At 73.3% G+C, this 25672-nt stretch carries 23 protein-coding genes and 1 tRNA gene; 9 read left to right on the plus strand and 15 right to left on the minus strand.

What is annotated here, in order from left to right:
- Positions 1-17: 17 nt before the first annotated feature.
- Together ACFUC1_RS13660 and ACFUC1_RS13665 are read right to left on the minus strand one after the other, a co-directional pair.
- Positions 18-701 carry a 50S ribosomal protein L25/general stress protein Ctc gene (locus tag ACFUC1_RS13660; RefSeq protein ID WP_379120615.1) on the minus strand — a complete coding sequence of 228 codons (684 nt, stop codon included), beginning with the start codon at positions 699-701 and terminating at the stop codon, positions 18-20.
- A gap of 148 nt (positions 702-849) precedes the next feature.
- The gene (locus tag ACFUC1_RS13665) at positions 850-1830 is read right to left on the minus strand and encodes an EamA family transporter (protein ID WP_379120617.1); all 981 of its coding nucleotides are present in this window, start codon (positions 1828-1830) and stop codon (positions 850-852) included.
- 72 nt (positions 1831-1902) lie between these two features.
- Between ACFUC1_RS13665 and ACFUC1_RS13670 the strand changes: the two genes are divergently transcribed.
- Together ACFUC1_RS13670 and ACFUC1_RS13675 are read left to right on the plus strand one after the other, a co-directional pair.
- Positions 1903-2454: a CGNR zinc finger domain-containing protein gene (locus ACFUC1_RS13670; protein WP_379120619.1), complete on the plus strand. Its 552-nt coding sequence runs from the start codon at positions 1903-1905 to the stop codon at positions 2452-2454.
- A 270-nt stretch (positions 2455-2724) separates the two neighbouring features.
- Positions 2725-3729, plus strand: coding sequence for a hypothetical protein (locus ACFUC1_RS13675; RefSeq protein ID WP_379120621.1), 1005 nt, complete (start codon positions 2725-2727; stop codon positions 3727-3729).
- A gap of 317 nt (positions 3730-4046) precedes the next feature.
- Here the strand turns inward: ACFUC1_RS13675 and ACFUC1_RS13680 are convergent, their stop codons facing one another.
- From ACFUC1_RS13680 to ACFUC1_RS13695, 4 genes are all read right to left on the minus strand, one after another.
- Entirely contained in the window at positions 4047-5027 is a 981-nt protein-coding gene (locus ACFUC1_RS13680; protein WP_379120623.1) for a ribose-phosphate diphosphokinase, read from the minus strand.
- Positions 5024-6505: a bifunctional UDP-N-acetylglucosamine diphosphorylase/glucosamine-1-phosphate N-acetyltransferase GlmU gene (glmU, locus tag ACFUC1_RS13685; RefSeq protein ID WP_379120625.1), complete on the minus strand. Its 1482-nt coding sequence runs from the start codon at positions 6503-6505 to the stop codon at positions 5024-5026. Before glmU ends, ACFUC1_RS13680 begins: the two co-directional genes overlap by 4 nt.
- Before the next feature lie 47 nt (positions 6506-6552).
- Positions 6553-6771 carry a hypothetical protein gene (locus tag ACFUC1_RS13690; RefSeq protein WP_379120627.1) on the minus strand — a complete coding sequence of 73 codons (219 nt, stop codon included), beginning with the start codon at positions 6769-6771 and terminating at the stop codon, positions 6553-6555.
- Positions 6772-6817: 46 nt separating this feature from the next.
- A tRNA-Gln gene (locus ACFUC1_RS13695) sits at positions 6818-6896 on the minus strand.
- 162 nt (positions 6897-7058) lie between these two features.
- Between ACFUC1_RS13695 and ACFUC1_RS13700 the strand changes: the two genes are divergently transcribed.
- From ACFUC1_RS13700 to ACFUC1_RS13715, 4 genes are all read left to right on the plus strand, one after another.
- Complete coding sequence (locus ACFUC1_RS13700; protein ID WP_379120629.1) at positions 7059-8048, plus strand: acyl-CoA desaturase; 990 nt, start codon at positions 7059-7061, stop codon at positions 8046-8048.
- A gap of 256 nt (positions 8049-8304) precedes the next feature.
- Positions 8305-9348 carry a hypothetical protein gene (locus tag ACFUC1_RS13705; protein WP_379120631.1) on the plus strand — a complete coding sequence of 348 codons (1044 nt, stop codon included), beginning with the start codon at positions 8305-8307 and terminating at the stop codon, positions 9346-9348.
- The gene (locus ACFUC1_RS13710) at positions 9345-10280 is read left to right on the plus strand and encodes a methionyl-tRNA formyltransferase (protein ID WP_379120633.1); all 936 of its coding nucleotides are present in this window, start codon (positions 9345-9347) and stop codon (positions 10278-10280) included. The genes ACFUC1_RS13705 and ACFUC1_RS13710 overlap by 4 nt, the downstream gene beginning before the upstream one ends.
- A 115-nt stretch (positions 10281-10395) precedes the next feature.
- A complete protein-coding gene (locus ACFUC1_RS13715) occupies positions 10396-10995 on the plus strand; it encodes a TetR/AcrR family transcriptional regulator (RefSeq protein WP_310153126.1) in 600 nt (199 codons plus the stop codon).
- Here ACFUC1_RS13715 and ACFUC1_RS13720 read toward each other — a convergent pair.
- The gene (locus ACFUC1_RS13720; protein ID WP_379120635.1) at positions 10992-11834 is read right to left on the minus strand and encodes a methyltransferase domain-containing protein; all 843 of its coding nucleotides are present in this window, start codon (positions 11832-11834) and stop codon (positions 10992-10994) included. The genes ACFUC1_RS13715 and ACFUC1_RS13720 overlap by 4 nt on opposite strands.
- A 64-nt stretch (positions 11835-11898) precedes the next feature.
- On the opposite strand from ACFUC1_RS13720, the gene ACFUC1_RS13725 reads away from it, so the two are divergent.
- Positions 11899-12417 carry a MarR family winged helix-turn-helix transcriptional regulator gene (locus ACFUC1_RS13725; RefSeq protein WP_379120637.1) on the plus strand — a complete coding sequence of 173 codons (519 nt, stop codon included), beginning with the start codon at positions 11899-11901 and terminating at the stop codon, positions 12415-12417.
- Positions 12418-12430: 13 nt separating this feature from the next.
- Here the strand turns inward: ACFUC1_RS13725 and ACFUC1_RS13730 are convergent, their stop codons facing one another.
- The 6 genes from ACFUC1_RS13730 to metG form a co-directional block, all read right to left on the minus strand.
- A complete protein-coding gene (locus tag ACFUC1_RS13730; protein ID WP_379120640.1) occupies positions 12431-14248 on the minus strand; it encodes an ABC-F family ATP-binding cassette domain-containing protein in 1818 nt (605 codons plus the stop codon).
- Positions 14248-15183, minus strand: a complete 936-nt coding sequence (locus ACFUC1_RS13735) for a 4-(cytidine 5'-diphospho)-2-C-methyl-D-erythritol kinase (protein ID WP_379120643.1) — start codon at positions 15181-15183, stop codon at positions 14248-14250. Before ACFUC1_RS13735 ends, ACFUC1_RS13730 begins: the two co-directional genes overlap by 1 nt.
- Positions 15184-15256: 73 nt before the next feature.
- Positions 15257-16168, minus strand: a complete 912-nt coding sequence (gene rsmA / locus ACFUC1_RS13740) for a 16S rRNA (adenine(1518)-N(6)/adenine(1519)-N(6))-dimethyltransferase RsmA (RefSeq protein WP_379120646.1) — start codon at positions 16166-16168, stop codon at positions 15257-15259.
- A gap of 141 nt (positions 16169-16309) precedes the next feature.
- Complete coding sequence (locus ACFUC1_RS13745; protein WP_379120648.1) at positions 16310-17395, minus strand: ubiquitin-like domain-containing protein; 1086 nt, start codon at positions 17393-17395, stop codon at positions 16310-16312.
- Positions 17396-17745: 350 nt separating this feature from the next.
- Positions 17746-18609: a TatD family hydrolase gene (locus ACFUC1_RS13750; RefSeq protein ID WP_379120650.1), complete on the minus strand. Its 864-nt coding sequence runs from the start codon at positions 18607-18609 to the stop codon at positions 17746-17748.
- Between the two features lie 11 nt (positions 18610-18620).
- Positions 18621-20555 carry a methionine--tRNA ligase gene (metG, locus tag ACFUC1_RS13755; RefSeq protein WP_379120652.1) on the minus strand — a complete coding sequence of 645 codons (1935 nt, stop codon included), beginning with the start codon at positions 20553-20555 and terminating at the stop codon, positions 18621-18623.
- A gap of 275 nt (positions 20556-20830) precedes the next feature.
- On the opposite strand from metG, the gene ACFUC1_RS13760 reads away from it, so the two are divergent.
- Positions 20831-21781 (plus strand): hypothetical protein, encoded by a 951-nt coding sequence (locus tag ACFUC1_RS13760; RefSeq protein ID WP_379120655.1) that lies wholly within the window; start codon positions 20831-20833, stop codon positions 21779-21781.
- A gap of 216 nt (positions 21782-21997) precedes the next feature.
- Here ACFUC1_RS13760 and ACFUC1_RS13765 read toward each other — a convergent pair whose 3' ends face one another.
- Positions 21998-22723 (minus strand): response regulator, encoded by a 726-nt coding sequence (locus ACFUC1_RS13765; protein ID WP_379120657.1) that lies wholly within the window; start codon positions 22721-22723, stop codon positions 21998-22000.
- The gene (locus tag ACFUC1_RS13770) at positions 22720-24795 is read right to left on the minus strand and encodes a sensor histidine kinase (protein ID WP_379120659.1); all 2076 of its coding nucleotides are present in this window, start codon (positions 24793-24795) and stop codon (positions 22720-22722) included. Before ACFUC1_RS13770 ends, ACFUC1_RS13765 begins: the two co-directional genes overlap by 4 nt.
- Positions 24796-24968: 173 nt before the next feature.
- On the opposite strand from ACFUC1_RS13770, the gene ACFUC1_RS13775 reads away from it, so the two are divergent.
- Positions 24969-25607, plus strand: a complete 639-nt coding sequence (locus tag ACFUC1_RS13775; RefSeq protein ID WP_379120661.1) for a hypothetical protein — start codon at positions 24969-24971, stop codon at positions 25605-25607.
- Positions 25608-25672: the final 65 nt, after the last annotated feature.

The raw sequence follows: 25672 nt of genomic DNA on the forward strand, positions 1-25672 counted from the left end.
GTGGTGCGGTGGGGACGTCAGCCCTCGGTGGACTCGCCCTCGGCCTCGGCGGCGCCGCCCTCGGCAGCCTCGCCCTCGGCCTCGGCGGCCTCGGCCGGCTCCTCGTGCTCGATGCCGGCCTCGGCCTCGGCCTCGGCGAGCTCGGCCTCGAGGGCCTCGGCGGAGACCTGCTGGGTCACGTTGACGACGAGGGTCTCGCCGTCGACCGCGAGCGCCGCACCCTCGGGCAGCGACACCTCGGAGGCCTTGACCTGGGTGCCGGCCTCGAGGCCCTCGACGGAGACGACGAGGTTCTCGGGGATGTGGGTCGCCTCGACCTCGAGCTGCAGGGTCTGGGCGTCGACGGTGACGACGGTCTCCGGGGCGGCCTCGCCCTCGACGTGGACCGGGACGTCCACGACGACCTTCTCGCCACGGCGGACGATGACGAGGTCGACGTGCTCGATGACCGGCTTGATGGCGTCGCGCTGGACGTCCTTGGCCAGGGCCAGCTGCTCCTCGCCGTCGATGACGATGGTCAGGACGGCGTTGGCGACCTTGAGGGCCAGCATGGTGTCGTGGCCGGGCAGGGTGATGTGCACCGGCTCGGCGCCGTGGCCGTACATGACGGCGGGGATCTTGTGGTCGCGGCGGATCTTGCGGGCAGCGCCCTTGCCGAACTGCGTGCGCTTCTCGGCGACGAGCTTGGTGATCTGGGACACGGGAACTCCTGGTACGTCGGGAACTCGGGGGCGGTGGGCCTCGACGCGGGGCGCAGCACGGAGGCTCCACCGCGTCGATCACGGACGGCGACGGCGGGCCATCGTGGACCGGCCGTGCTGTGTCCCTCGCCGAGGCAACCCGGAGAGTCTAGGCGACGCCCGTGGGGAGAGGGAAATCCGCCTCCGCGTCGGCTGCGACGACCGAGAGCCGCTGCGCCCGGCGCACCTCGCCGGCACGCACCGCCACCACCCCGAGCAGGATGAGCAGCCCGCCGCCGAGCTGCATCGCCCCCGGGAGCTCCCCCAGCAGCACCCAGGCGAACAACACCGCGAAGAGCACCTCGGTCAGGCCCACGAAGGACGCGACCGTGGACCCCAGGCTGCGCGCCGCGACGATGCCGAGCAGGTATGCCGCGGCCGCCGCCACCAGCGCCAGCTCGCCGATGGCGACCCACCAGGGGAGCTCGCTGCCGCGCAGGACCACGTCGGCGGCGACGAACCGCATCGGGAGCACGCCGACCAGGCCCAGCACGCCGAGCACGACCGCGCCCGCGACCATCCCGAGGCCCGCGAGCGCGACGGGCGGCAGGCCGGAGTCGTGGGCCGCCAGGACGAAGTAGGTCGCGAGGCCGGTCGCCGCGAGCAGGCCCCAGACGACGCCCACGAGGTCCGGGCGGCTCTGGCCCGACAGGTCGAGGACCAGGGCCAGCCCCAGCACGGCGAGCACCACGCCCGCCCCGGTCAGCACCCCCGGCGCGCGGCGTGTCCGCAGCCAGACCCAGAGCACGACGAGGACGACGCCGAGGTACTCGAGAAGCAGCGCGACCCCGACGTCGAGCCGCTGGACGGCGTAGAAGTAGGTCACCTGGCAACCGGCCACGGCCACCGCTCCGTAGGCGAGGACCGCCCCGGCGTTGCGGCGCAGCAGGTGCCAGCGCCCGCGCATGGCGAGCGCCGTGGGGACGGCGAGCGCGAGGGCGGCACCGGCCACCCTGAGCAGGACGACGGCTCCCGAGCTCCAGCCCTCGACCAGCAGCGACTTGGCGAACGGGCCGCTGGTGCCGAAGGTCGCGGCCGAGGCGAGGGCGAACCACAGCCCCACGCCGGTGCCGGGTGCGCGCTGGCTCATCGGTTCGCTCCTGTCAGGGGTCAAAGCGTCGTATGCTCATGACGCTAGCGAGACCGCTCGTCAGGAGTCAAGATGCTTTTCGCCCATGACACCGAGGTCGCGCTGCGCGGGGCGGCAGCGCTGGTCAACACGGCGGCCACCCTCCCGACCGACCACGACGACCTCATCACGGTGGACGACCTCGACGCCTTCGTCCGCGAGTGGGGCTGGACCGGTTCGCGCACGGGCGACCGCGGCGAGCTCGACGCCGTGCGGGCGCTGCGGCCGCGGCTCCGGGCGCTGTGGACCGTGGACACCGACGAGGCCGTCACCATCGTCAACGAGCTGCTCGCCGAGGCCGGGGCGCTGCCCCAGCTCGTCCGGCACGACGGGTGGGCCTGGCACCTGCACGCCACCCCGCCCGAGGCCCCGCTGGCCACCCGCATGGCCGTGGAGGCGGCGATGGCGATGGTCGACGTCATCCGCGCCGACGAGCTCGACCGCCTCCGGGTCTGCGCCGCCGACGACTGCGAGGACGTGGTCGTCGACCTCAGCCGCAACCGGTCCAAGCGCTACTGCGACGGGACGTGCGGCAACCGCGCCAACGTCGCGGCATACCGGGCCCGGCGCGCCGGCACCCCCTGACGCGGCCCCGCGCGCCGGCACCCCCGCGCGCTCCCGCACCCCCGCGCCCTCCCGCACCCCCGGCACCGGCACGATCCCCTGCTGAGACGGCACGAACCTCTGCTAGCAGAGGTTCGTGCACTCAGCGCAGATTGCTGCATCTGCTGAGCTGAACAAAGTCTGCTGAGACCAGGGCCTTCGCCGTCCACAGCCCAAGACGGCGCCCAGGGGTGTCCACAGGTCCCGGCCAGCGCGTCGCAGCATCCGCGGCACCGGGTCGAGGCTGACCCGATGCAGCCTGCCGACCTGGCCGACCACGGCGTCATCAGCACCGCCTCTTTGCGCTCGATCGGCATCGGCCCGAGCGCGATCCGTCGCCGGGTCCGACAGCACGAGCTCCTGCCCCTGGTACGTGGTTGGTATGCCGTTCGGCTGCCAGGGAGCGCCCGTGCACCGTGGGAAGGGGCCGACCGCTTCGAGACCGCGAAGCTCCGACATGCCTTGGTGGCGGCCGCACTCGTGCGGTCCTTCGAGGGGAGGGCGGTGGCCAGCCACGCGTCAGCCGTGGTGCTGCACGGAGGGCGCCTCTGGCAATCCGACCTCTCCACCGCGCACCTGGCCCGCGTGGCCGACGACCACTCGCGGCACCGTCGCGGAGCGGTGATCCACCCCTCGACGGGGCAACCGCCGAACCACACACCAACGGGGCTGGCGACCGTGCCGATGGCGTGGGCGGTCGTCCAGGTAGGGCTCGTGCCGGTGGTGGACGGCAGGCCCTCGCCCATGGAGAGCCTGGTCTGCGCCGACTGGGCGCTGGCAGCGCAGCTGGTCACGCGCGGCGAGCTGGACGTGGCGATCGACGCCCACGGCGGCCATCCACACGTCGACGCAGTCCGTCGGCTGCTGGGTGGAGCCGACGGGCGCCACGAGTCGGTCGGCGAGACGCGGCTCGCCCACGCCCTGAGGCACCTGGGCTACACGGTCGTCCCCCAGCTCGAGGTCCGGGTCAACGGTCGCAGCTACTTCGCCGACTTCGCCCTCGACGCCGAACCGGTGCTCGTGGAGTTCGACGGGCTGGGCAAGTACCTCATGGCCGCGAACGGGGTCCCGACAGCAGCCGACCCGGCCAGCCGCGCCCGGTTCGCGGTGGCAGCCCAACGGCGCAGGCAGGACGAGCTCGAGCAGGCCGGGTACGAGTTCGCGCGCATCGCATGGGCCGACCTCGACGACCTGGGCGTGCTGCGGGCCAAGGTGGAGCGGGCTCGTGACCGCGCACGCCGTCGTCGAACCGCCTGAGCGCAGTCGGCGCCGGCGGCCCGCCGGCGGCCGGCATCCCGTAGCCACAGCCTGAACGCCGTCACCGCACGGCCTCAGGGGGTCGCCGCGCCACCGGACGTGACGCCGCAGACCCGTGCTCAACAGAACTCGCCGCAGACCCGTGCTCAGCAGAACTCCGTGCGCCCAGCAGGGGTTCGAACCTGCGCTGAGCGCGCGAACCTCTGCTAGCAGAGGTTCGCGCCAACCCAGCAGAGGGCGGTGCCGTCCCGAGGAAGGTCAGCCGACGGGAAACCGGGCCGCGAGGACCGCGGCGCAGGCTCGGACGGGGGCCGGGCTCAGGCGCGGCCGTCGAAGAGGCTCGTCACCGAGCCGTCCTCGAAGACCTCCTGGATGGCCCGGCTGATGAGCGGCGCGATCGACAGCGTCGTGAGCTTGTCGAACTCGTGCTCGGGCGGGACCGGCAGCGTGTTGGTCACGATGACCTCGCGCGCCTGGCAGGCCTTGAGCCGGTCGACGGCCGGGCCGGACAGGATCGCGTGGGTGGCCGCGATGACCACCCCGGCGGCCCCGTCTGCCATGAGCGCGTCTGCGGCCTTGGTGATGGTGCCGGCTGTGTCGACCATGTCGTCGACGAGCACGCAGACACGGCCCTCGACCTCACCGACCACGCGGTTGGCGACGGTCTCGTTGGGCCGGTCGATGTCGCGGGTCTTGTGGATGAAGGCCAGCGGCGCGCCACCGAGGCGCTCGGACCACTGCTCGGCCACCTTGATGCGGCCCGCGTCAGGGGAGACGACCGCGAGCTGCTCGTGGCCGTACTTCTCCCGCACGTACTCGGACAGGATCGGCAGCGCCATGAGGTGGTCGACGGGGCCGTCGAAGAAGCCCTGGATCTGCGCGGTGTGCAGGTCGACCGCCATCAGCCGGTTCGCGCCCGCGGTCTTGAAGAGGTCGGCGACCAGACGGGCCGAGATCGGCTCGCGACCACGGTGCTTCTTGTCCTGGCGCGCGTAGCCGTAGAACGGCAGGACCACGGTGATCCGCTTGGCCGACGCGCGCTTGAGCGCGTCGATCATGATGAGCTGCTCCATGATCGCGTCGTTGATCGGCGTGGTGTGGCTCTGGATCACGAACGCGTCGGAGCCGCGGACCGATTCCTCGTAGCGGACGTAGGTCTCGCCGTTGGCGAAGTCGTACGCGCTCGTCGGCACCAGCTCGGTGTCGAGGAGCTTGGCCACCTCCTGCGCCAGCTCGGGGTGGGCGCGGCCCGAGAAGACCATGAGGTTCTTCTCGGTGGTCCTCAGGATGCCGGTCACGCCTGGTCCTGCCCTTCGCTGCTGGAGTCGGTATGCCGGGTGGCCGCCTCGGCCGCCTCGGCCGCCTGCGCCGTCCGGGTGCCGGCGCGGGACCGCGCGACCCAGCCGTCGATGTTGCGCTGGCGACCGCGGGCGACGGCGATCTGGCCGGGGTCGACGTCGCCGGTGAGGGCCGAGCCGGCTCCGACGTAGGCGCCGTCGGCGACGTTCACGGGGGCGATGAGGACGGTGTCGGAGCCGACGAACGAGTGCTTGCCGATCGTGGTGTGGTGCTTGGCGACCCCGTCGTAGTTGGCGAAGATCGTGCCGGCGCCGATGTTGGCGCCCTCCCCGATGGTGGCGTCACCGGCATACGTCAGGTGGGGCACCTTGGCGCCCTCGCCGATCTTGGCGTTCTTCGTCTCGACGAACCCGCCGATCTTGCCGCCCGCACCGAGCTCGGTGCCGGGGCGCAGGTAGGAGAACGGCCCCACGGTCGCGCGGGGGCCGATCACGGCGAGGTGCGCCTCGGTGCGCTTGACCTCGGCACCGTCGCCGACCTCGGTGTCGCGCAGCGTCGTGTCGGGGCCGACCGTCGCGTCGGCGCCAACCGTGGTGGCACCGAGAAGCTGGGTGTTCGGGAGGAGGGTGGTGTCGCGGCCGATCGTGACGTCGGAGTCGATCCACGTGGTTGCGGGGTCGACGATCGTGACGCCCTCGCGCATCCACTTCTCGGTGAGCCGGCGGTTGAGCTCGCGGCCGAGGCGGGCGAGCTGCACCCGGTCGTTGACGCCTTCGGTCTGCCACAGGTCGTCGACCACGTGCGCGCTGACCCGGCCGCCGTCCTCGCGCGCCAGGCCGAGGACGTCGGTGAGGTACTTCTCGCCCTGTGCGTTGTCCGTGCCGACCGACGCCAGGTGGGTCCGCAGGACGGCCGCGTCGAACGCGTAGATGCCCGAGTTGATCTCGGTGATCGCACGCTGCTCCTCGGTGGCGTCCTTCTGCTCGACGATGCCGACGACCGAGCCGTCCTCGCCGCGCAGGATCCGGCCGTAGCCGGTGGGGTCCGCGAGGTGCGCGGTGATGACGGTGACGGCGCTGCCCGACTCCTCGTGCTCGGCCACCAGCGTGTGCAGCGTCTCGCCGGCGAGCAGCGGCACGTCGCCGTAGGTGACGAGCACGGTGCCCTCGAGCTCGGGGAGCACCGCGAGCGCGCACTCGGTGGCGCGACCGGTGCCCTTCACCTCGTCCTGGTCGGCGATGACCGCCTTGGGGTCGACCTTGGCCACGTGGGCGGCGACGAGGTCGCGCTCGTGCCGCACGACGACGGCCAGGTGCTGCGGCTGCACCGAGCGCGCGGCGGCGATCGCGTGGCCGAGCAGGGACCGGCCGCCGATGCGGTGCAGGACCTTGGGGGTGGCGGACTTCATCCGGGTGCCCTCACCGGCGGCGAGGACGATGACGGCGGCGAGGCGGGAACCGCCTGCAGGGGTGCTCACGCGCGAACGCTCCAGGTCTCTGGTCGGGTGCGTCGGTCGCCGTCATGCTACCGGTCGGTCAGGGTGCCGACCGCCTCCGCATCGGGGCCCTCACGGAGGCCGATCGAGCGCGCGAGCCGGCGCACGCCACGCCGCACGCCGAGGACCTGCCCCAGCATGGCGCCGGCGAGCACGGCGAGGCTGACCGGGGCGACCGCGTGGCCGTCCACCCAGTGCCCGACGAGCCGCGAGCGCGTGAGGGAGAAGACGAGGTACAGGACGAGCACCGCGACCCCCACCGCGTCCGCGAGCCGGCTCGCCTCGCTCGCTCGGCTCCCCGGGTAGGAATCGAACCTACGTCGCTTGTCCTGATTCAAAGTCAGGCGGGCCCTGCCAGCAGACCAACCGGGGAACGGCCCGTCCGGGCCGCTCACAGGGTATCGGGGCGCTCCGGTGCCCCCGACCACCTCGTCAGCCACTCGCCAGCCGTCCGTGACAACCTACGAAATCGTAGGTTACGGTTTCGTAGGTTCGCAGCGACGCGACCGACCGACCGCGCACGGAAAGGTCCCCCATGACGACCGTGACCCCCTCGGCCACCAGCCCGAACCCCGCCACGCCGTCCAGTGGTGCCTCGCACCCGGGCTCGACGTCCCCGGCGACCGGCGCGGCTCCCGAGCGCAAGGGCAACGGCGAGCAGCTGACCCTCGGCCTGTTCATCGGTGTCCCGTTCCTCGCCCTCCTCGCCGCGGTCCCGGTCGCCTGGGGCTGGGGCCTGGGCTGGCACGACGTGGTCATCGCGCTGGTCATGTACGCCGTCGCCGGCCACGGCATCACCGTCGGCTTCCACCGCCACTTCACCCACGGCTCGTTCAAGGCCCGGCGTGGCCTCAAGATCGCACTCGCGGTGGCCGGGTCGCTCGCCATCGAGGGCCCGGTGGTCCGCTGGGTCGCCGACCACCGCCGACACCACGCCTTCTCGGACCGCGAGGGCGACCCGCACAGCCCGTGGCGCTACGGCGAGACCATCCCCGCGCTCGCCAAGGGGCTGTGGTGGGCGCACACCGGCTGGCTCTTCGACGTCGAGCAGACCCCCCGCGGCAAGTACGCCCCGGACCTCATGGCCGACCCCGACATCCAGCGGGTCGACCGCGCGTTCCCGTGGATCGTCGCCTCCTCGATGCTCCTGCCGGCGATCGCCGGCGGCCTGTGGTCGATGAGCTGGCAGGGCGCCCTCACCGCCTTCTTCTGGGGCTCCCTCGTCCGCGTCTCGCTGCTGCACCACGTCACCTGGTCGATCAACTCGATCTGCCACACCATCGGCGAGCGCCCGTTCCGCAGCCGCGACAGGTCCGGCAACGTCTGGTGGCTGGCGTTCCTCTCCATGGGCGAGTCGTGGCACAACCTGCACCACGCCGACCCGACCTGCGCCCGCCACGGCGTGGAGAAGGGCCAGATCGACTCCAGCGCCCGGGTGATCCGCCTCCTCGAGAAGGCCGGCTGGGCGTACGACGTCCGCTGGCCGGTGCCCAAGCGCCTTGACGCCAGGCGCGTGCAGGCCTGACCACAAGGAGGACCCGCGGCCGCCGTCTCCACCATTCGGCGTACGCCGAGTGCGTCGCCCGCTGGTAGAACGCTGGCTACGGCCCGCCGGCCGGCCGTAGCCCTCGACCGACGGCATGCCGGTCGACCGACGGCATGCCCGTCTACCGACGGCATGCCCGGCACGGGGCGCGCGCAGCACTTCTCACGGGGGTTGGACGACGATGGGCGCAGGGACGACGGACGTGGGCGCTGCCCCGGCGGCAGGGACGACGGACGTGGGTTCCGGCCTGGGCGCGAAGCTGCGGGCGGTGCTCGACGAGCTCGCCCTCGACCTGCACGGGCGCGTCGTCCTCACCGAGGCCGCCACCGGCCCCTACGTGGTGACCGCACTGCTCGCCGCCCTGGCCGGGGCAGAGGTGTACGCGTACGCCAGGGACACGGCATACGGCACCGCCACCCAGGCGATCGACGCCACGCGCGCCGCCGGCGAGGGGCTGGCGGCCGCCCGCGACATCACCTACCTGCGCGAGCTCACCCCGGCAGTGGTCGCGAAGGCGGACGTCATCACCAACAGCGGCCAGCTGCGGCCGCTCGACGAGTCGCTCCTGCGGCACGCCAAGGACTCGCTCGTCATTCCGCTCATGTTCGAGGCGTGGGAGTGGCGCGAGGGCGACCTCGACCTCGCCTACGCCCGCAGCCGCGGCATGACCGTCGGCGCCACGAACGAGCGCCACCCCGCGGTCGACGTCTTCGGCTACCTCGGCGACATGGCGCTGCGCCAGGTCCTCGACTCCGGCACGACGCCGTACCGCAACCGCTTCGTCCTGCTCACCAACAACGACTTCGGCCCGTACATCGCACGGGTCCTCGGCACCGTGAGCGCCGGCCTGGCCGTCGTGGCGCCCGACGACCAGCGCGAGGCGTATGCCGGGTTGCCCGGCGTGGACTGGGTCGGCGGCTTCCCCGCGGTGAGCCTCCCGGACGAGTACCGCGACGCCGAGGCGGTCGTCTTCACGGCGTACCCCTTCGACCGCACGTGGATCGGCGAGGGCGGCCCCGTCGACGTCGCCGCGCTGGCGGCCGCGCTGACCCGCCCCCGCGTCCTGCGGTATGCCGGGGACGTGGACGTGCGCGCGCTCGGGGACCACGGTGTCGCCTACTTCCCGCGCGAGGTGCCGTCCGGCCACATGGGTGTGCTGCCGTCGGCCGTCGGCTTCGACCCCGTCATCCGGCTCCAGGCGGGCGGGCTCAAGGCGGCCGAGGCGATGCTCTCCGGCCGGCACCTGCACGCGGGGGTGCCGGTGGTCGAGCTGCTGTGAGCGCCGTCGACCCGCTCGTGGCGATCGGCAGGTCGCGCCTGCTGCTCGACTCCGTGGAGCACCTCGCGGCGAGGGGGCACCGGTTCGCGGCCATCGTCACGGCTCCGCCGTCACCGGAGTACGACGTCGGCCCGGCGGAGTTCGCGGCCCTCGCGGGCCGGCTCGGGAGCGAGCTGTTCGTGGTCGAGAGGGGCGGTGTGCGCCCGGAGGTGGCGGCGGCGATCGAGGGGCACCGCCCGGCGGCGGGCATCAGCGTCAACTGGCAGTACGTGCTGCCGGGGTCGTTCCTCGACCTGTTCCCCCACGGTGTGCTCAACCTGCACCTCGGCAACCTCCCCGACTACAAGGGCAACGCCACCGTCAACTGGTCGATCCTCAACGGCGAGAACGAGATCCACGCCAACGTCCACAGGATGGCCGTCGAGCTCGATGCCGGCGACGTCATCGCGCGCGCGCCGATCCCCCTCGACGAGAGCACCTACGTGGGGGACGTGCTCGCCCGCGCCCAGGAGCTGGCGCCGGAGCTCTTCGGGCAGGCCCTCGAGCGCCTCGCCGACGACCCGGCCGCCTGCGTCGTCCAGGGGTCCACCGCGGGCCTGCGCTGCTACCCGCGGCTGCCCGAGGACGGCCTGCTCGACTGGACCCGTCCCGCGGGGGAGGTCGCGCGGCTGGTCCGGGCGTCCTCCCACCCCTACCCCGGGGCCTACAGCTTCCTCGGCGGGAGGCGCATCACGGTCTGGCGGGCGGCCGTCTCCGACCGCACCGACTTCCTCGCCGTGCCGGGGCACGTGCTCGGGCCGGGCCCTGGCTCGACGCTGCTGGTGGCGTGCGGCGAGGGGGCGCTCGAGCTGCAGGAGGTCACGCTCGGCAAGGACGCCGTCGAGCCGGCCGCCCTGACGCGCAGCATCCGGGCCCGGTTCTCCACCTCCTGACGCGCCGCGCCCCGCCGGACGGCGCACCGGGCGCCGAGACGACACGGCATACCGGCAGAATGGTGAGGTGAGCGACACCCAGGGGGCACCGGCGACGAGCGCAGCGCGCTCGCGCATGACCGGCAAGCAGCGACGCGAGCAGCTCATCGAGGTGGGCCGCAAGCTGTTCGCCGAGAAGGGCGTCGAGGGCACGACCGTCGAGGAGATCGCCGCCAAGGCGAGCGTCTCCAAGCCCGTCGTGTACGAGCACTTCGGCGGCAAGGAGGGGCTGTACGCCGTCGTGGTCGACCGCGAGATCGCCGCGCTGCTCGGGTCGATCACCGGAGCCCTGAGCACCGAGATGGGCAGCCGCGAGACGCTCGAGCGGGCGGCGCTGGCGCTGCTCGACTACATCGAGACGTCGACGGACGGTTTCCGCATCCTGGTGCGGGACAGCCCTGCAGGGCAGTCGACCGGGTCGTTCGCGAGCCTGATCTCCGACGTCGCCAGCCAGGTGGAGCACATCCTCGCCGCGGAGTTCAAGCGCCGGAAGCTCGACCCCAAGGCCGCCCCGCTCTACGCGCAGATGCTCGTCGGCATGGTCGCGCTGACCGGCCAGTGGTGGCTCGACTCGCGCAAGATGAAGAAGGCGGACGTCGCCGCACACCTCGTCAACCTGGCCTGGAACGGCCTGGCCGGCATGGAGAAGAAGCCGGACCTCGTCACCCGTCGCTAGCCGGCCGACGCAGCCGAGTCGCCCGAGGGAGCCGAGCCGGCCGAGTGGCCGACGCAGAAGATGCGGCGGAACGGGAAGACCACGCCGACCGCGGTGCGCGGGTACGCCTCGCGCAGACGGGCGTCGTACTCGGCGAGGAAGGCGGCCCGCTCCCGGGCGTCGGGGAGCGCCTCGAGGACCGGCCGCAACCCGGTGCCGCGCACCCACTCCAGGACCGGGCTCGCCTGCACGCCCTCGGGGTCCAGGACGTGCTGGTACGTCGTCTCCCACGCATCGACCACCAGCCCGGCGGCGGCGAAGAGCTCGACGTAGCCGGCCGGCTCGCCGACGGACAGCCGCTCGAGCGCCGGCCGCAGGCGGTTCGCCGCGGGGTGGGCGGCGGCTACCTCCCGCATGAGGCGGTGCGAGGGCGCGTCGAGGTTGCCCGGGACCTGCACCGCCAGCCACCCGCCGGGGGCCAGCGCCGCGGCCCAGGCGCGCAGGAGGTCGCGGTGGCCCGGGACCCACTGCAGCGTGGCGTTGCTGACGACGACATCGGGCGCGCCGCCCAGGCTCCCGAGATCCCAGGCGGACAGGTCGGCCTCCACCCACTCGACGCGGCCGTCGCGGTCCAGCGACCGCGCCGCGTCGAGCATCTGGGGCGAGGAGTCGACGCCGACCACCCGGGCGCCGGGCCAGCGGTCGGCGAGCGTGAGCGTCAGCGGTCCGTTGCCGCAGCCGAGGTCCACCACCAGCCGCGCTTCGTCGGCACCGACGCGGGCGAGCAGGTCGCCGAACGGCCGGGCCCGGTGGTCGGAGAACCTCGCGTACTGACCGGGGTCCCAGGTCGTCGTCGCCATCGCCGTCTCCCTCGTTCGAAGTATCTTGATGTCAAGATACTTGACGACGGCTAGAGTTTCCACCATGAGCCCCCAGGCGGACGACGTCGACCGGATCGTCGACGCGTGGCGACGCGAGCGCCCCGACCTCGACGTCGCCCCGCTGCACGTCCTGTCGCGCATCTCGCGGCTGGCCCGGCGGCTCGACCTCGACCGCGCGCAGGCGTTCGCCCAGCACCAGCTCGAGGGATGGGAGTTCGACGTGCTGTCGGCCCTGCGGCGCTCCGGCGCGCCCTACGAGCTGTCCCCGGGCCAGCTCATCCGCCAGACCCTCGTCACCAGCGGGACGATGACCAACCGGGTCGACCGGCTCGAGCGGCGGGGCCTGGTCGAGCGCAGCCCGAGCCCGACCGACCGTCGCGGGGTCATCGTGCGGCTGACCCCGACGGGCCGCGACACGGTGGACGCCGCCATGGCGGACCTGCTGACCCGCGAGCGGGCGCTGCTGTCCGACCTGTCCGGCGAGGACCGCGACCACCTCGCGGCGACGCTGCGCGACCTGCTGGCACCGTTCGAGTCCGAGTCGGCCCCGGCCCAGGGCTGACCCGGACCAGGTGTCAGCCGACGACCTCGGCCGCCGCGAGCCACTCCAGCTCGAGGGCGTCGCGCTCGTCGGCCACCTCGCGCAGCTGCGCGTTGAGCTCGCCCACCCGGTCGTAGTCCGTGGCAGCCTCGGCCATGGCGAGGTGGATCCGTTCCTCGCGCTCGGCCAGCCGTGCCAGCTGGCGCTCGATGCGGGCCATGTCCTTGCGTGCCTCGCGGAGCTCCGCCGGGGACGGGCCGCCCGCCGGCGGCGCAGCACTCGAGGCGGCCTGTGACGACGAGACCTGCTGTCGCGCAACGGTTTCCAGCGCCTGGTGCCGGAGCTCGAGGTACTGCTCCACTCCACCGGGCAGCTCGCGCACGTGACCGTCACCCATGAGGGCGACCTGCCGGTCGCAGACCCGCTCGAGCAGGTAGCGGTCGTGCGAGACGACGAGCAGGGTGCCGGCCCAGCCGTCCAGGACGTCCTCGAGGGAGGTCAGCGTCTCGATGTCGAGGTCGTTCGTCGGCTCGTCGAGCAGCAGGACGTTGGGCTCGTCCATGAGCAGCCGGGTCAGCTGCAGCCGGCGCCGCTCGCCACCGGAGAGGTCCGACACGCGCGTCTGCTGCCGGCCGCCGCTGAAGCCGAGGCGCTGGGCCAGCTGGGAGGCGCTGATCTCCTTGCGCCCCAGGCGGATGTACTCGCGGACGTCCTCGACGGCCTCGATCACCCGGCGGTCGGCGAACCGCTCGAGCTCGCGGACCTCCTGGGACAGGTACGCGAGCCGCACGGTGACGCCCTGCTTGCGCGTGCCGGAGGCCAGCGGCACCTCTCCGGCGATCGCGCGCAGCAGGGTCGACTTGCCCGCGCCGTTGACACCGACGATGCCGATCCGCTCCCCCGGCGCGAGGTGCCACGTGATGCGGTCGAGCAGGGTCCGGTCGCCCAGGACCACCGATGCGTCGTGCAGGTCGATGACGTCCTTGCCGAGCCGCGTCGTCGCGAAGCTCATGAGCTCCACGTCGTCGCGCGGCGGCGGCTCGTCGGCGATGAGCGAGTTGGCGGCCTCGATGCGGAACTTGGGCTTGGAGGTGCGAGCGGGCGCCCCCCGTCGCAGCCACGCGAGCTCCTTGCGCAGCAGGTTGTCGCGGCGCTCGGCCGTGACCGCCGCGACCCGGGCGCGTTCGGCCTTGGCGAGGACGTATGCCGCGTAGCCGCCCTCGTAGGACTGGACCGTCCCGTCGACGACCTCCCAGGTCGTCGTCGCGACGGCGTCGAGGAACCAGCGGTCGTGGGTGATGGTGACCAGCGCGTTGTCCGGCCGGGCACGGTGTCGCACGAGGTGCTCGGCCAGCCAGGCGACGCCCTCGACGTCGAGGTGGTTGGTGGGCTCGTCGAGCATCAGGACGGTCGGGTCGGCGACCAGCAGCCGTGCCAGCGCCAGGCGCCGGCGCTCACCGCCGGACAGCGGCCCCACCGTCGCCTCGAGGCCGCCGACGGCCTCCGCCCCGATGCCGCCGAGCAGTCCCGTGAGCACGTCGCGGATGCGCGGGTCGCCGGCCCACTCGTGCTCGGCGCGCCCGCCGAGCACGGCCTCGCGCACGGTCGACGCCGGGTCGAGCACGTCCTCCTGCGCCAGGACCCCGATGCTGGAGACGCCGGCGCGGGTGACGCGGCCGGTGTCGACCTCGCGCTGGCCGGCGAGCACCCGCAGCAGCGTGGTCTTTCCACCGCCGTTGCGCCCGACGACCCCGATGCGGTCACCTCCGAGGACCCCGAGCGAGACCTCGTCGAGGACCTGGTCCGTGCCGAGCGCCAGGGAGGCCCGTTCCACGCTGATGAGGTTGGCCATCAGCGGGCGCGCACCCCGCTGACCACGTGGGCACCGTGGGCCGGTCCGGTGGCCCGGCGCACGTCCTGGACGGTGCCCGAGGCGGTGAGCGACACCGCCAGGTCGAGCGCCGACTCGTTGTCCTCGGCGAGGAACGCGACGGTCGGCCCCGAGCCGGAGACGATGCCACCGATGGCCCCGAACTCCAGCCCGGCGTCGATGACGTCGGCGAGGGCTGGCATGAGCGAGATGGCCGCGGCCTGGAGGTCGTTGGCGAGCGCGGCGCCCAGCGCGCGGGGGTCGCCGGACCGCAGCGCCGTCATCATCTCCGGGGTCGGGGCCGGGTCGGGGACGGGACGGTCGCCACGCAGGCGGTCGCACTCGGCATACACGGCAGGGGTCGAGAGCCCGCTCTCGCTCACCGCGAGCACCCAGTGGTAGGTGCCGCGGGCGAGGACCGGCGCGAGCACCTCGCCGCGGCCGGAGGCCATGGCGGTGCCGCCGGTGAGGAGGAAGGGGACGTCGCTGCCGACCTCCGCGGCGACGTGCTCGAGCTCGGCCCGGGACGTGCCGAGGCCCCAGAGCTGGTCGCAGGCCACGAGGGCGGCTGCGGCATCGGCCGAGCCGCCGGCCATGCCGCCGGCGACGGGTATGTCCTTGCGGATGGCGATGTGGACGGGCTCGGTGACGCCCGCGGACTCGGCGAGCAGCAGGGCTGCCCGGGCCGCGAGGTTGGTGCCGTCCTCCGGGACCCCCAGCGACTGCGGCCCCGTGACGGTCAGGCCCCACTCCTCCGCAGGCGAGACGGTGACCTCGTCGTGCAGGGACACGGCGTGGAACACGGTCGACAGCGGGTGGTAGCCGTCGGGTCGGGGTGCGCCGACGACGAGCTCGAGGTTGATCTTCGCCGGGACGCGGACCGTCACGGATGACGGCGGCGCCATGGCTGAGGTCATGGCCGCCACCCTAGTAGGACGCGACCGACCCGACGTCGCCGAGTCAGGCGGGCGGAGCAGGCGGCGGCGACGGTCAGGGCTGCGACGCCCGGGGGCCGAGCTGCGGCGACCCGCTCGGGGGCAGGGCGGACCGGGCCGCGGCGATCGCGGCGAACTGCTCCACCCCGAGCTGCTCGCCGCGGGTCCGCGGGTCGATCCCCGCCGCGATGAGGCACTCCTCGGCCCGGGGGGCGGAGCCGGCCCAGCCCGCGAGCGCGGCACGGAGCGTCTTGCGGCGCTGGGCGAAGGCCGCGTCGATGCAGGAGAAGGTGTCACGCCGGGTGGCTCCGGCCACCTGCGGCTCGGGACGGCGGTCGAGCGCGACCAGACCGGAGTCCACGTTGGGGACCGGCCAGAACACGCTGCGGGGCACGGTCCCCGCGAGCCGCACCGAGGCGTACCAGGCCGCCTTGACGCTCGGCACCCCGTAGGCCTTCGATCCCGGGGCGGCAGCGAGCCGCTCGGCGACCTCGAGCTGCACCATGACGAGCACCCGGCGGATGGTCGGGAACGCCTCGAGGAAGGACAGCACGACCGGGACGGAGACGTTGTAGGGCAGGTTCGCGACCAGCGCGGTCGGCTGGGGGTCGGGCAGCTCGCGCACCTGCATCGCGTCGGCCGCAACGAGGGTCAGCCGGTCGGCCAGCCCCGGGGCGAGCCGGGCCACCGTGTCGGGCAGCGCGGCCGCGAGGGTGGGGTCGACCTCGACCGCGGTGACGTGGCCGGCCTCGGGCAGCAGGGCCAGGGTGAGGGACCCGAGGCCGGGACCCACCTCGACGACCGCGTCCTGGGGGCCCACCCCCGCGAGGCGGACGATGCGCTTGACGGTGTTGGCGTCGACGACGAAGTTCTGGCCCCACTGCTTGGTGGGCCGCACACCGAGGGAGGCCGCGATCTCCCGGATCTGGGCGGCGCCGAGGTAGCCGCTGTTCTCCGGGTCGCTCATGCCGCCGAGCCTAGGGCCCGCCCGGGGTGCACGTGCGACAGCACCCCGGACCGTGGGGTCCGGGGTGCTGTCGGGGGTGCGGGTCGCGCTCGGCCGGTGGCGGCAGGTCACCGCCCGGCGTGGCGCGGTCGCGGTCGCCGGTCAGGCGGCGCCGGCGCAGCCCCAGGGGCTCAGGCCGGCCTTGGCGTAGTACCGGTTGGCCACGGTGATCTGCTGCTCGCGCGAGGCCAGGTCGGCGCGCGGCGCGAAGTCCCCGCCACCGTTGGCCAGCCAGGACCCGTAGTCGAACTGCAGGCCGCCGTAGTAGCCGTTGCCGGTGTTGATGTGCCAGTTGCCACCGGACTCGCACTGGGCGATCCGGTCCCACATGGCGGAGTTGGCCAGGTTGAGGCCCGCGCCGGAGGTGTTGCCCGCGGAGGGGGCGGACACGGTGGGCTGCGGCTTCGTGCCGACCGCGAGGACGCGCGTCACGGGCTGCTGGGTCACCGTGCTGCTGACGACCTTCTTGCTCTCGACCTTGCCGTCGACCGTCGTGACCGAGTAGGTCACCAGCTTGGCACCGTCGGCGCCGGCGTTCACGACCTTGGTCTGCCCCGCGTAGAGGCTCGAGTCGCTCCTGCGGGTGACCGGGGCGGGGATGTCCTGGGTGTCGGTGACCTGGGTCGAGCTGACGCGCTGCACCTGGATCTTCAGGCCCTTGGTGACGGCGGTGGTGAGCGCGGGCTGGACACGGTCCTGGCCACCCAGGGTGATGCCGAGCTCGGAGAGCACGTCGGCGACGGTGCTCGCGGTCGTGGTCTCGGTGCGGTTCTTGCCGTCGGCGCGGACGGAGACGTCCTTGGGCGTGGTGACCGAGAGCGTGAGGCCCTGGCGGCCGAGGGGCATCGAGCGGGAGGCGGACAGCTTGGCCGAGTCGGCACGGATGCCGAGCTCCTGCAGCGCCGCGGCGACCGTCGTCGCGGTGGTCCAGTACTCGCGGGTGGCCCCGTCCACCGTGACGGTCAGCTTGCGGCCGTATCGCACGACGACCTTCTCGCCGTCGGACAGGGGGCTGCTGGGGGAGGGGGCGACGACGTCGTGGTCGCCGATCGTGATGTCCTCCTTCTTCAGGACATCACCCACCGTGCTGCCGAAGGCGTGGACGGTGGAGGTCTTGCCGTCGACCGAGAGGGTCACGGACTTGTCGAGGTGCGAGACGCCAACGGCTCCAGCGACGAGGGTCGTCACGACCGCGGCTTGGACGATTCGCCGAACGGGACGGGTGATCACAGTGCTCCAGAGTTCGTGCTCCCCGGGCACCGGTCCGTGACGTCGCGCCCCCAGCCGACGCCCTGTAGGGCCCCGGACAGGGGTCGAGGGAGGCTCGTCGTGGCGCCGTTTCTTCGCGGCTGACGAGCATCCCTGCTCGCGTCGTCCGGTGGTCCGACCCCGGCCAACAGTCGTCCACCATGACCCCCTCAGGGCCAAAGGTCAAATTTCGATAACGAGATGTTCAGGGTTCGGCCAAGTTCCACCCGTGGAATTCGGCAGTGTGGAATGGGCCCCACAGGCGGAGCCCCGCCCGCGCCGGCCGACCGTCACCAGGGGCCGTAGACCGCCTCGGAGTTGGCACTCAGCGCCTCGCACAGGGTCGGCACGGCGACCCCGACGACGCCCGCCATGGCGCGCACTGTGAGCGGCACGAGGTACGGCGCGTTGGGCGCTCCTCGCCACGGCGAGGGCGTCAGGTACGGGGCGTCGGTCTCGACCAGGAGGCGGTCCAGCGGCACGATCGAGAGCGCGTCGCGCAGGCCCTTGGCGTTCTTGAACGTCACCGTCCCCGCGAACGACAGGTGGTAGCCGCGCTCGACGCAGGCACGAGCCACCGCCATGTCGCCGGAGAAGCAGTGCATGACGGTGTGCTCCGGCGCACCCTCCTCGTCCAGGATCCGCAGCACGTCGTCGTGCGCGTCGCGGTCGTGGATCTGCAGCGCCTTGCCCAGGCGTTTCGCGAGGTCGATGTGCCACCGGAACGAATCCTGTTGCACACCAACGCCTTCCGGTCCGGTACGGAAGTAGTCGAGCCCCGTCTCCCCCACGACACGGATGCGCGGGTGCGCGGCCAGCTCCTCGATCTCCCGGTATGCCGCGTCGAGCGTCCCGGCCGCGGCCAGCCGGGGTGCCTCGTTGGGGTGGATGGCCACGCCGCCGAGCACCTGCGGGTGGCGGTCGACGACCTCGACCGTGAAGCGCGCGCCGGGCAGGTCGCAGCCGATCTGCACGAGCCGGTCGACCCCCACCGCCGTCGCCGCGGCGACGGCGGCTGCCACGTCGGGCGGCGCCTCGCCGTCCCGGGCGATGTCGAGGTGGGTGTGGTTGTCCACCACCGGGATCGGCAACGGGTCGGGGGCGTCCGGCACCCGTCCGTGGCCGCTGCGTCCGGGAGCGTCCTGGGGTGCCATCCGCGCGCCGCTCAGGCCGTCGGGGACGTGTCGTCGCCCGGCGGCGCGCCGCCCGGCGCGTCCGGGTCGTCGCCGGGCGCGTCCGGGTCGTCGCCTGCCGCGTCCGGGCCGTCACCGGCCGCTGCAGGCTCGTCGCCCGCCAGGCGGCGCAGCTCCTCCTCGACCACCGAGTCGTCGAGCTTGGTGAAGACCGGCGTCGGCTTGGCGACCGGCGCCCCCACGACGACAGGACGGGACTCCCAGCGCGGCGTGGCGGTGTACTCGCCAGTGATGACCGGGTAGGTGCGGTCCGCGTCCTCGGGGTCAAGGCCGGACACCTGCTCCAGCCGGGGCATCGGCATGAACTCGCCCTCGCCACCGAGCACCCGGTGCACCGCGTTCGAGGAGTGCGGCAGGAACGGCGCGAGGATCGTGTTGAGGTCGCTGACGCACTGGACGAGGGTGTGCAGCACCGTCGCGAGCCGCTCGCGCTGGTCCTCACCCTTGAGCTTGAACGGCTCGGTGTCCGTCACGTACTTGTTGACGTCGCCCACGACCCGCATCGCCTCGGCCACGGCCGCCTTGACCCGCTGGCGCGCCAGCAGGTCACCGACCGTGTCGAACGCCGCGAGCACCCGGGCCCTGACGGCCTCGTCCACCGGCTCGAGGGCGCTCGGCTGCGGGACCTCGCCGAAGTTCTTGGCCACCATCGAGGCCGTCCGGTTGACGAGGTTGCCCCAGCCGGCGACGAGCTCGGAGTTGTTGCGCTGGACGAACTCGGCCCAGGTGAAGTTGGCGTCCTGGTTCTCGGGCCCGGCCGCACAGATGTAGTAACGGATCGCGTCGGGGCCGTACCGCTCCAGGACGTCGCGGATGTAGATGACGTAGTTGCGCGACGTGGAGAACTGCTTGCCCTCCATCGTGAGGTACTCGCTGGAGACGACCTCGGTCGGCAGGTTGAGCTCGCCGAAGACGCCCGGCTCCCCACCCTTGTCACCCTTCCCGGCATACCCGAGCAGCTCGGCCGGCCAGATCTGGGAGTGGAAGGTGATGTTGTCCTTGCCCATGAAGTAGTAGGACAGCTGCTCGCCCTGCGCGCCGTCGGCGTTCCACCACTCGCGCCAGCGCTCGGGCTCGCCGAGGCGACGAGCCCACTCGACCGACGCCGAGAGGTAGCCGATGACGGCGTCGAACCAGACGTAGAGGCGCTTGCTCGGGTTGTCGCGCCACCCGTCGAGCGGCACCGGGATACCCCAGTCGAGGTCGCGCGTCATGGCCCGCGGGCGGATGTCGTCGAGGATGTTCAGGCTGAACTTGATGACGTTGGGGCGCCAGGTGCCCGACGCCTCACGACCCTCGAGCCACTCGCGCAGCGCGTCGGCGAGCGCGGGCAGGTCGAGGAAGAAGTGCTGGGTCTCGATGAACTCCGGCGTCTCCCTGTTGATCTTGCTCCTGGGATTGATGAGGTCGGTCGGCTCGAGCTGGTTGCCGCAGTTGTCGCACTGGTCGCCGCGCGCCTCGGCGTAGCCGCAGATCGGGCAGGTGCCCTCGATGTAGCGGTCCGGCAGGGTGCGGCCGGTCGAGGGGGAGATCGCGCCACGGGTGGTCTGCTCGACCATGTAGCCGTTCTTCCAGACCTGGGTGAACAGCTCCTGCGCGACGGCGTAGTGGTTGGCCGTCGTGGTGCGCGTGTAGAGGTCGTAGGAGCAGCCGAGGTCGGTGAGCTCCCCGGCGATGACCGCGTGGTTGCGGTCGACGAACTCCCGCGCCGTGATCCCCTCTTTGTCGGCCTGGACCAGGATCGGGGTGCCGTGCTCGTCGGAGCCGCTGACCATGAGCACGTCGTGGCCCGCCATCCGCATGTACCGGCTGAAGACGTCGGAGGGCACGGCGAACCCGGCCACGTGGCCGAGGTGCCGCGGGCCGTTGGCGTACGGCCAGGCGACGGCGGAGAGGACCTTGCTCATGCGACGACAGCCTGAGGACACGAGCGACGAAGGAGCGAGGCCCGGAAGGCCGAGGAGCGTGAGCGGAGGAGGGAGCTCATGCGGGAATCCTAGGGGTGGCCACCAAACCGGTTTCGGCGACGTCGGATCGCCCGTTTCCCGCCAAACGGTTCCGCTGGGGCCCTTGTGCCCGGGAGCAGGGCGCCCATCGCGCGAATCGGTTCCTCGAGGGCTCGTCTCGACCGCACCTGTGGACAGTGGGCGGCGCGGGCGTCCTGGTCCGCCACTCTGGCCGGGTGTCCCGAGCAGACATGAACCGCAGGCCGCACCTGGAGCCGAGGGCGCCGTTCACTCGTCAGCAGGCACTGCGCGCCGGACTCACGGATCGCGATCTCCGCGGGCCCGCCTTCACCCAGCTGTACTGGGGCGTGTACATCGCCGCGAGCGTCGAGGTCACCTTGGTCGTCCGCGCCCTGGCGGCGCTCATGGTGGTCCCGAGCGGGTCGGTCGTGAGCCACCACAGCGCAGCGCGCCTGTGGGGTGGCGCGCCGCCGGAGTCCGGAGAGGTGCACGTGACCGTCGCGGGCGGCGTGCGACAGAAGACGCGCGGCATCCGACCGCACCGCGTGAAGGTGCTTCCGCCGACTGTGACTCGACACGGGTTGCGCACCACGTCACCCGAGCAGACGTGGCTCGACATGGCGGGGTGCTGCGACCTCGTCCAGCTCGTGACCTTGGGCGACTCGCTCGTCCGGGCCGGATCAACCACACCCGCCCGTCTGGTGGCGACCGTGCCGGGCGGGGGCGGGAAGCGGCTGCGGCTCGCCCGGCGCGCGGCCGGCCTGGTCCGGGAGAAGGTCGACTCACCCATGGAGAGCCGGCTGCGCCTGCTCTTCGTCCTGGCCGGGCTGCCGGAGCCGGTCGTCAACTTCGACGTCGTGGACGCGGGCGGCCACAGCAGGTATCGGCTCGACCTGTCCTTCCCGGCCCAGCTGCTCGCGTTCGAGTTCGAGGGGCGGCAGCACGTGGACGTCGTGGACCAGTGGGAGAGCGACATCGTGCGACGCGAGGACCTCGAGGCCGAGGGGTGGCGGTTCGTGCTCGTGACCTCGTCGAAGCTCTATGCGGCGCCCGCTGACGTCCTCGCCCGAATCCTCGCCGCGATGGTCGACCGCGGCGTGCCGGTGCCCCGACGCGTGCGGTCCGAGTGGAGGCGCTTCTTCGTGGGGGCGTCGGACATCCGCTGACGCCCTGGTCGAACGGAGGTTCGCAGGGGACTGCTCCGCGCGCTGGGCATGGGCGCCCGCCCGCCAGACGGGCCCGCGTGGAACCCATTCGCGTGCCACCCCACCGGCCTACCCGCCAAACGGGCCCGCGCGGAACCGATTCGCGTTCCACCGCACCGACCCATCCGCCAGACGGGCCCGCGCGGAACCGATTTCACGCAGAGGTCCGCCGGCGGGTCAGTCGCGTTGACCCAGCCCGGCGTCGCGGGCGCGGATGATGACCTCGGCGCGGTCGGTGGCCTGCAGCTTGGACAGGATCGCGGAGACGTTGTTGCGCACCGTCTTCGGCGCCAGGAACAGCTCGGCGGCGATCTGCGCGTTCGACCGGCCGGCCGCGATGAGGTCGAGCACCTCGCGCTCCCGCTCGGTCAGCATCGGGAACTCGGTCGCCGTCCGGGCCGGCGAGGGCGAGAGCAGCTCCCCGATCCGCGACGCGAGCGACGCCCCGAAGACCACCCCGCCCGCGTGGACGGCGGTGATCGCGCGTGTGACCTCCTCCTGTGACGCCCCCTTGACGAGGTAGCCGCGCGCGCCGGCCCGCATGGCCGACAGCAGGGTCCCGTCGTCCTCGCCCATGGTGAACACGAGCACCCCCACCGACGGGTCGGCCGCGAGCAGCCGCCGGGTCGCCTCGATGCCGTTCACCTCGGGCATCTGGATGTCCATGACGACGATGTCGGGCCGGTGCTCGGCTGCCAGCGCCACCGCCTGCGCGCCGTCGGCCGCCCGGGCCACCACCTCGATGTCGGGGTGCGGCTCGAGCAGGGTCGCGAGCCCGTCGCGGAACACCGGGTGGTCGTCCGCGATCAGCACCCGGATCCGCGCGCCTCCCGGGCTGCCGGCGCCGCCAGTCGTGCCGCCGGCCACGCCACCCTCCCCCGACGCCGTGCCGTCCCCACTCATCCCGCCCCCTGCCCGACGGGCAGCCAGGCCCGCACCGTGGTGCCGCCACCGGGCGGGCACACCACCTCGTACCGTCCGCCGAGCTCGTCCACGCGCTCGCGCAGCGACCGCAGCCCGACCCCGGCCACGACGTCCTCGGCGATGCCGCACCCGTCGTCGGCGACCTCCACCGCCAGGTCCCCGGGGCCCGTGGCGAGCCGCACCGTGGCCGAGGCCGCGCCCGCATGCCGGGCGACGTTGGCCAGCGCCTCCGAGACGATCCGGTATGCCGCGACCTCCACCGCCGCGGGCAGGTCCCCCAGCGCCGTGGGGTCGGCGTCGACCACGACGTCGAGGCCCCCGGAGCGGGCGCGCTCCGCCTGCTGCTGCACCGCCGCCAGCAGCCCCAGGTCGTCCAGCGCCGGTGGCCGGAGGCCGTGGACGAGCCGCCGCACGTCGGCGAGCGCCTCTGTGATCTCCGCCCGCGACTGCACGACGAGCCGGTGTGCGGTCTGCGGGTGGGTGGCCACCGCGTTGCCCGCGGCGTCGAGCCGCATCGCCACCCCGCCGAGCACCGGGCCGAGGCCGTCGTGCAGGTCCCGGCGGATCCGGCGCCGGTCCTCCTCGCGCGCGAGCACGAGCTGCTCGCGCGACTCCTGCAGCTCCCGAGCCAGCAGGCTCGCCCGCACGGCGGTCGCCGCCTGCCGCACGACGTCGAGCAGCAGGGCCTGGTCGCGCCGCGAGAGCATCCCCCGGATGCCGCCGTCGGGCAGCTCGAGGGTGCCGATGCGCTCGGCGCGGTAGGAGATCGGGAAGGTCCGGGTCTGCGACGGACGCGTCCCGTGGGTCGCAGCCAGGCCCTCACCGCCACGGCCGAGCACCTCGACCCGCACGTACGCCACCCGGAACGCGTCGGCCACCGCCTCGGCGAGCGTCGGCAGCTGCTCCTCGAGCCCGCCGGACTCCTCGAGCCGCGCCGCGAGCGCCGACACCACCTCGTACCGCTCGCCGCGGCGGCCGAGCAGCCGGCGCCGCACCTGCCCGGTGAGCCAGGACCGCAGCGGTCCGTATGCCGCGACGGCCAGCACCAGGACGAGCAGCGTCACCTGCCGCTCCTGGAACCGGTCCCCCAGCACCGCGCTCGCCCCGGCCAGGACGAGCAGGTCGAGTGCGACGAACGCGACCGCGATGCCGCCGTAGACGAGGGTCCCGCCGACGAGGGCGTCCACGTCCCAGGTCTGCGGTCGCACCACCCCGATCACCACCGAGGCGCTGGTGACGACGAGCGCGGTGACGAGCGCGGCCAGCCCGGCCGGCCCGCCGACGTCCAGCAGGGTGACGCCGCCGGCCAGCAGGCAGACGAGCGCGGCCCAGAGCAGCCAGCGCAGCTGTGTTCGCTCGACGCCCTGCGCGCGGGAGTGCCGGGCGAACACCACCGCCGCGGACAGCGGCAGGGCCAGGAGCGTGACGACCTGCGCCACCCGCAGCGCCGCCTGGGCGACCCCGACGGGCACGGGCACCGCCAGCTGCGGCAGCAGGCGGACGACCTCGGCGGGCAGACGGTCCTCGTAGACGGCCGGGTCGGGGGCCAGCATGAGCACCAGCGGCAGGACGAGCGACATGCCGACCGCCCCGACAGCCACCGGCCGCCAGCGTCCCTCCGGCAGCTGCCCGGTCGGGTAGAGCACGAGCAGCACGGGCAGCGCCACCAGCAGCAGGGACCCTGCCTCCGACACGAACCAGTACGCCGGCCCCACGAGCGGCGGCACCGGGTCCTGGCGCAGGCCCCACACGGCATACGCGGAGCACAGCCCGTCGAGTGACCAGAACAGGCCGGTCGCCTCGAGCCCGATGCCCACGCGGTGCCGTGGTCGCTGGGCGACGATGACGGCGCCGCACAGGCCGACCAGCGCGCCGACGAGGGCGGAGCCGAGGCCGCGGTCGGAGACGTAGCGCGCACGGTCGGCGTCGGTGGCGGCGGCGTCGAGCACGCCCGTGACCACGACCACGACGGCGAGGACGGCGCCCAGCAGCACCGGCACCGCGATCGCGCTGCGGCGCAGCGCGGGCGGGCTGACGGCGTGGGCGGTCACGGCGCCAGTGTGCCCGCGGGGGTGTCCCGGTGTCAGGGGATCGGTGTCCCGTCCCCACGGGACACGGGAACGGGACGCAGGTCGGGACACCGCGCCCTGCCGCCCGGGTCGCCGGGCGCCGGAGAGTTCCGGCAACGGCACCACCCCGGTGCCCACCAGCGAAGGAAACCACCATGGCACTCACCCAGACCCCCGCCCCGGCCCGGTCCGACGTCCGCTCCGGCCACGACGACGCCACCACGCAGCCGCACTCCCGGCCCTACCTGCGGCACGGCACGCTGCTCACCGTCGGCGCCGTCGCGTGGGCGAGCATGATCGTGGCCTTCGGGTTCGACGGCGACGGTCCCGGCTACCAGTACGGCCACAACGCCGGCGCCTTCCTCTTCCAGCTCGGCGTGCTGGCCCTGCTCCGGGTCCTGTGGCGCACCAAGGCGATCGGCGACGGGCGGCTGGCGCGGTTCGTGCTGCGGGCCGAGGCCGTGGCGCTGTCGGTCGCGGTCGTCTCGACCCTGTCGGACTTCTTCGGCATCACGAACCTCGACAACCCGGTGTCGCTCGCGATCGACATGTTCTGGCCGCTGTCGATGCTCGGCATGTTCCTCATCGGGATCCGGATCGCGGTCGCCGGCCGGTGGCAGGGCCTGTCGCGGTTCTACCCGGTGGTCGCCGAGAGCTGGGCCGTCGTCACCGTCCCGACCCTGGGCGTCTTCGGCCCGGGCGTGGCCCGCTGGGTCGGCGCCGCCCACCTCCTCGTCGGGTATGCCGTGCTCGGCCAGGTCGTGGCCCGCAAGACCGCGCAGGACGAGGCCTGAGGCGCAGGACCTGCTCGGGGACGGCCCGGGGACGGCTCGGGGACGGCTCGGGGACGGCTCGGGGC

This window comes from Pedococcus sp. NPDC057267 (genome assembly GCF_042668795.1).
Lineage (GTDB): Bacteria > Actinomycetota > Actinomycetes > Actinomycetales > Dermatophilaceae > Pedococcus.

What these genes read in the sequence shown, in the direction of transcription:
- ACFUC1_RS13725 (WP_379120637.1), top strand. Translation starts at nt 11,899, where the DNA reads ATGAGCCCCCAGGCGGACGACGTCGACCGGATCGTCGACGCGTGGCGA.
- ACFUC1_RS13720 (WP_379120635.1), bottom strand. Translation starts at nt 11,834, where the DNA reads ATGGCGACGACGACCTGGGACCCCGGTCAGTACGCGAGGTTCTCCGAC.
- ACFUC1_RS13775 (WP_379120661.1), top strand. Translation starts at nt 24,969, where the DNA reads ATGGCACTCACCCAGACCCCCGCCCCGGCCCGGTCCGACGTCCGCTCC.
- ACFUC1_RS13700 (WP_379120629.1), top strand. Translation starts at nt 7,059, where the DNA reads ATGACGACCGTGACCCCCTCGGCCACCAGCCCGAACCCCGCCACGCCG.
- ACFUC1_RS13665 (WP_379120617.1), bottom strand. Translation starts at nt 1,830, where the DNA reads ATGAGCCAGCGCGCACCCGGCACCGGCGTGGGGCTGTGGTTCGCCCTC.
- ACFUC1_RS13715 (WP_310153126.1), top strand. Translation starts at nt 10,396, where the DNA reads ATGACCGGCAAGCAGCGACGCGAGCAGCTCATCGAGGTGGGCCGCAAG.
- ACFUC1_RS13735 (WP_379120643.1), bottom strand. Translation starts at nt 15,183, where the DNA reads ATGACCTCAGCCATGGCGCCGCCGTCATCCGTGACGGTCCGCGTCCCG.
- ACFUC1_RS13670 (WP_379120619.1), top strand. Translation starts at nt 1,903, where the DNA reads ATGCTTTTCGCCCATGACACCGAGGTCGCGCTGCGCGGGGCGGCAGCG.
- ACFUC1_RS13730 (WP_379120640.1), bottom strand. Translation starts at nt 14,248, where the DNA reads ATGGCCAACCTCATCAGCGTGGAACGGGCCTCCCTGGCGCTCGGCACG.
- ACFUC1_RS13765 (WP_379120657.1), bottom strand. Translation starts at nt 22,723, where the DNA reads ATGAGTGGGGACGGCACGGCGTCGGGGGAGGGTGGCGTGGCCGGCGGC.
- ACFUC1_RS13750 (WP_379120650.1), bottom strand. Translation starts at nt 18,609, where the DNA reads ATGGCACCCCAGGACGCTCCCGGACGCAGCGGCCACGGACGGGTGCCG.
- metG (WP_379120652.1), bottom strand. Translation starts at nt 20,555, where the DNA reads ATGAGCAAGGTCCTCTCCGCCGTCGCCTGGCCGTACGCCAACGGCCCG.
- ACFUC1_RS13675 (WP_379120621.1), top strand. Translation starts at nt 2,725, where the DNA reads ATGCAGCCTGCCGACCTGGCCGACCACGGCGTCATCAGCACCGCCTCT.
- rsmA (WP_379120646.1), bottom strand. Translation starts at nt 16,168, where the DNA reads ATGAGCGACCCGGAGAACAGCGGCTACCTCGGCGCCGCCCAGATCCGG.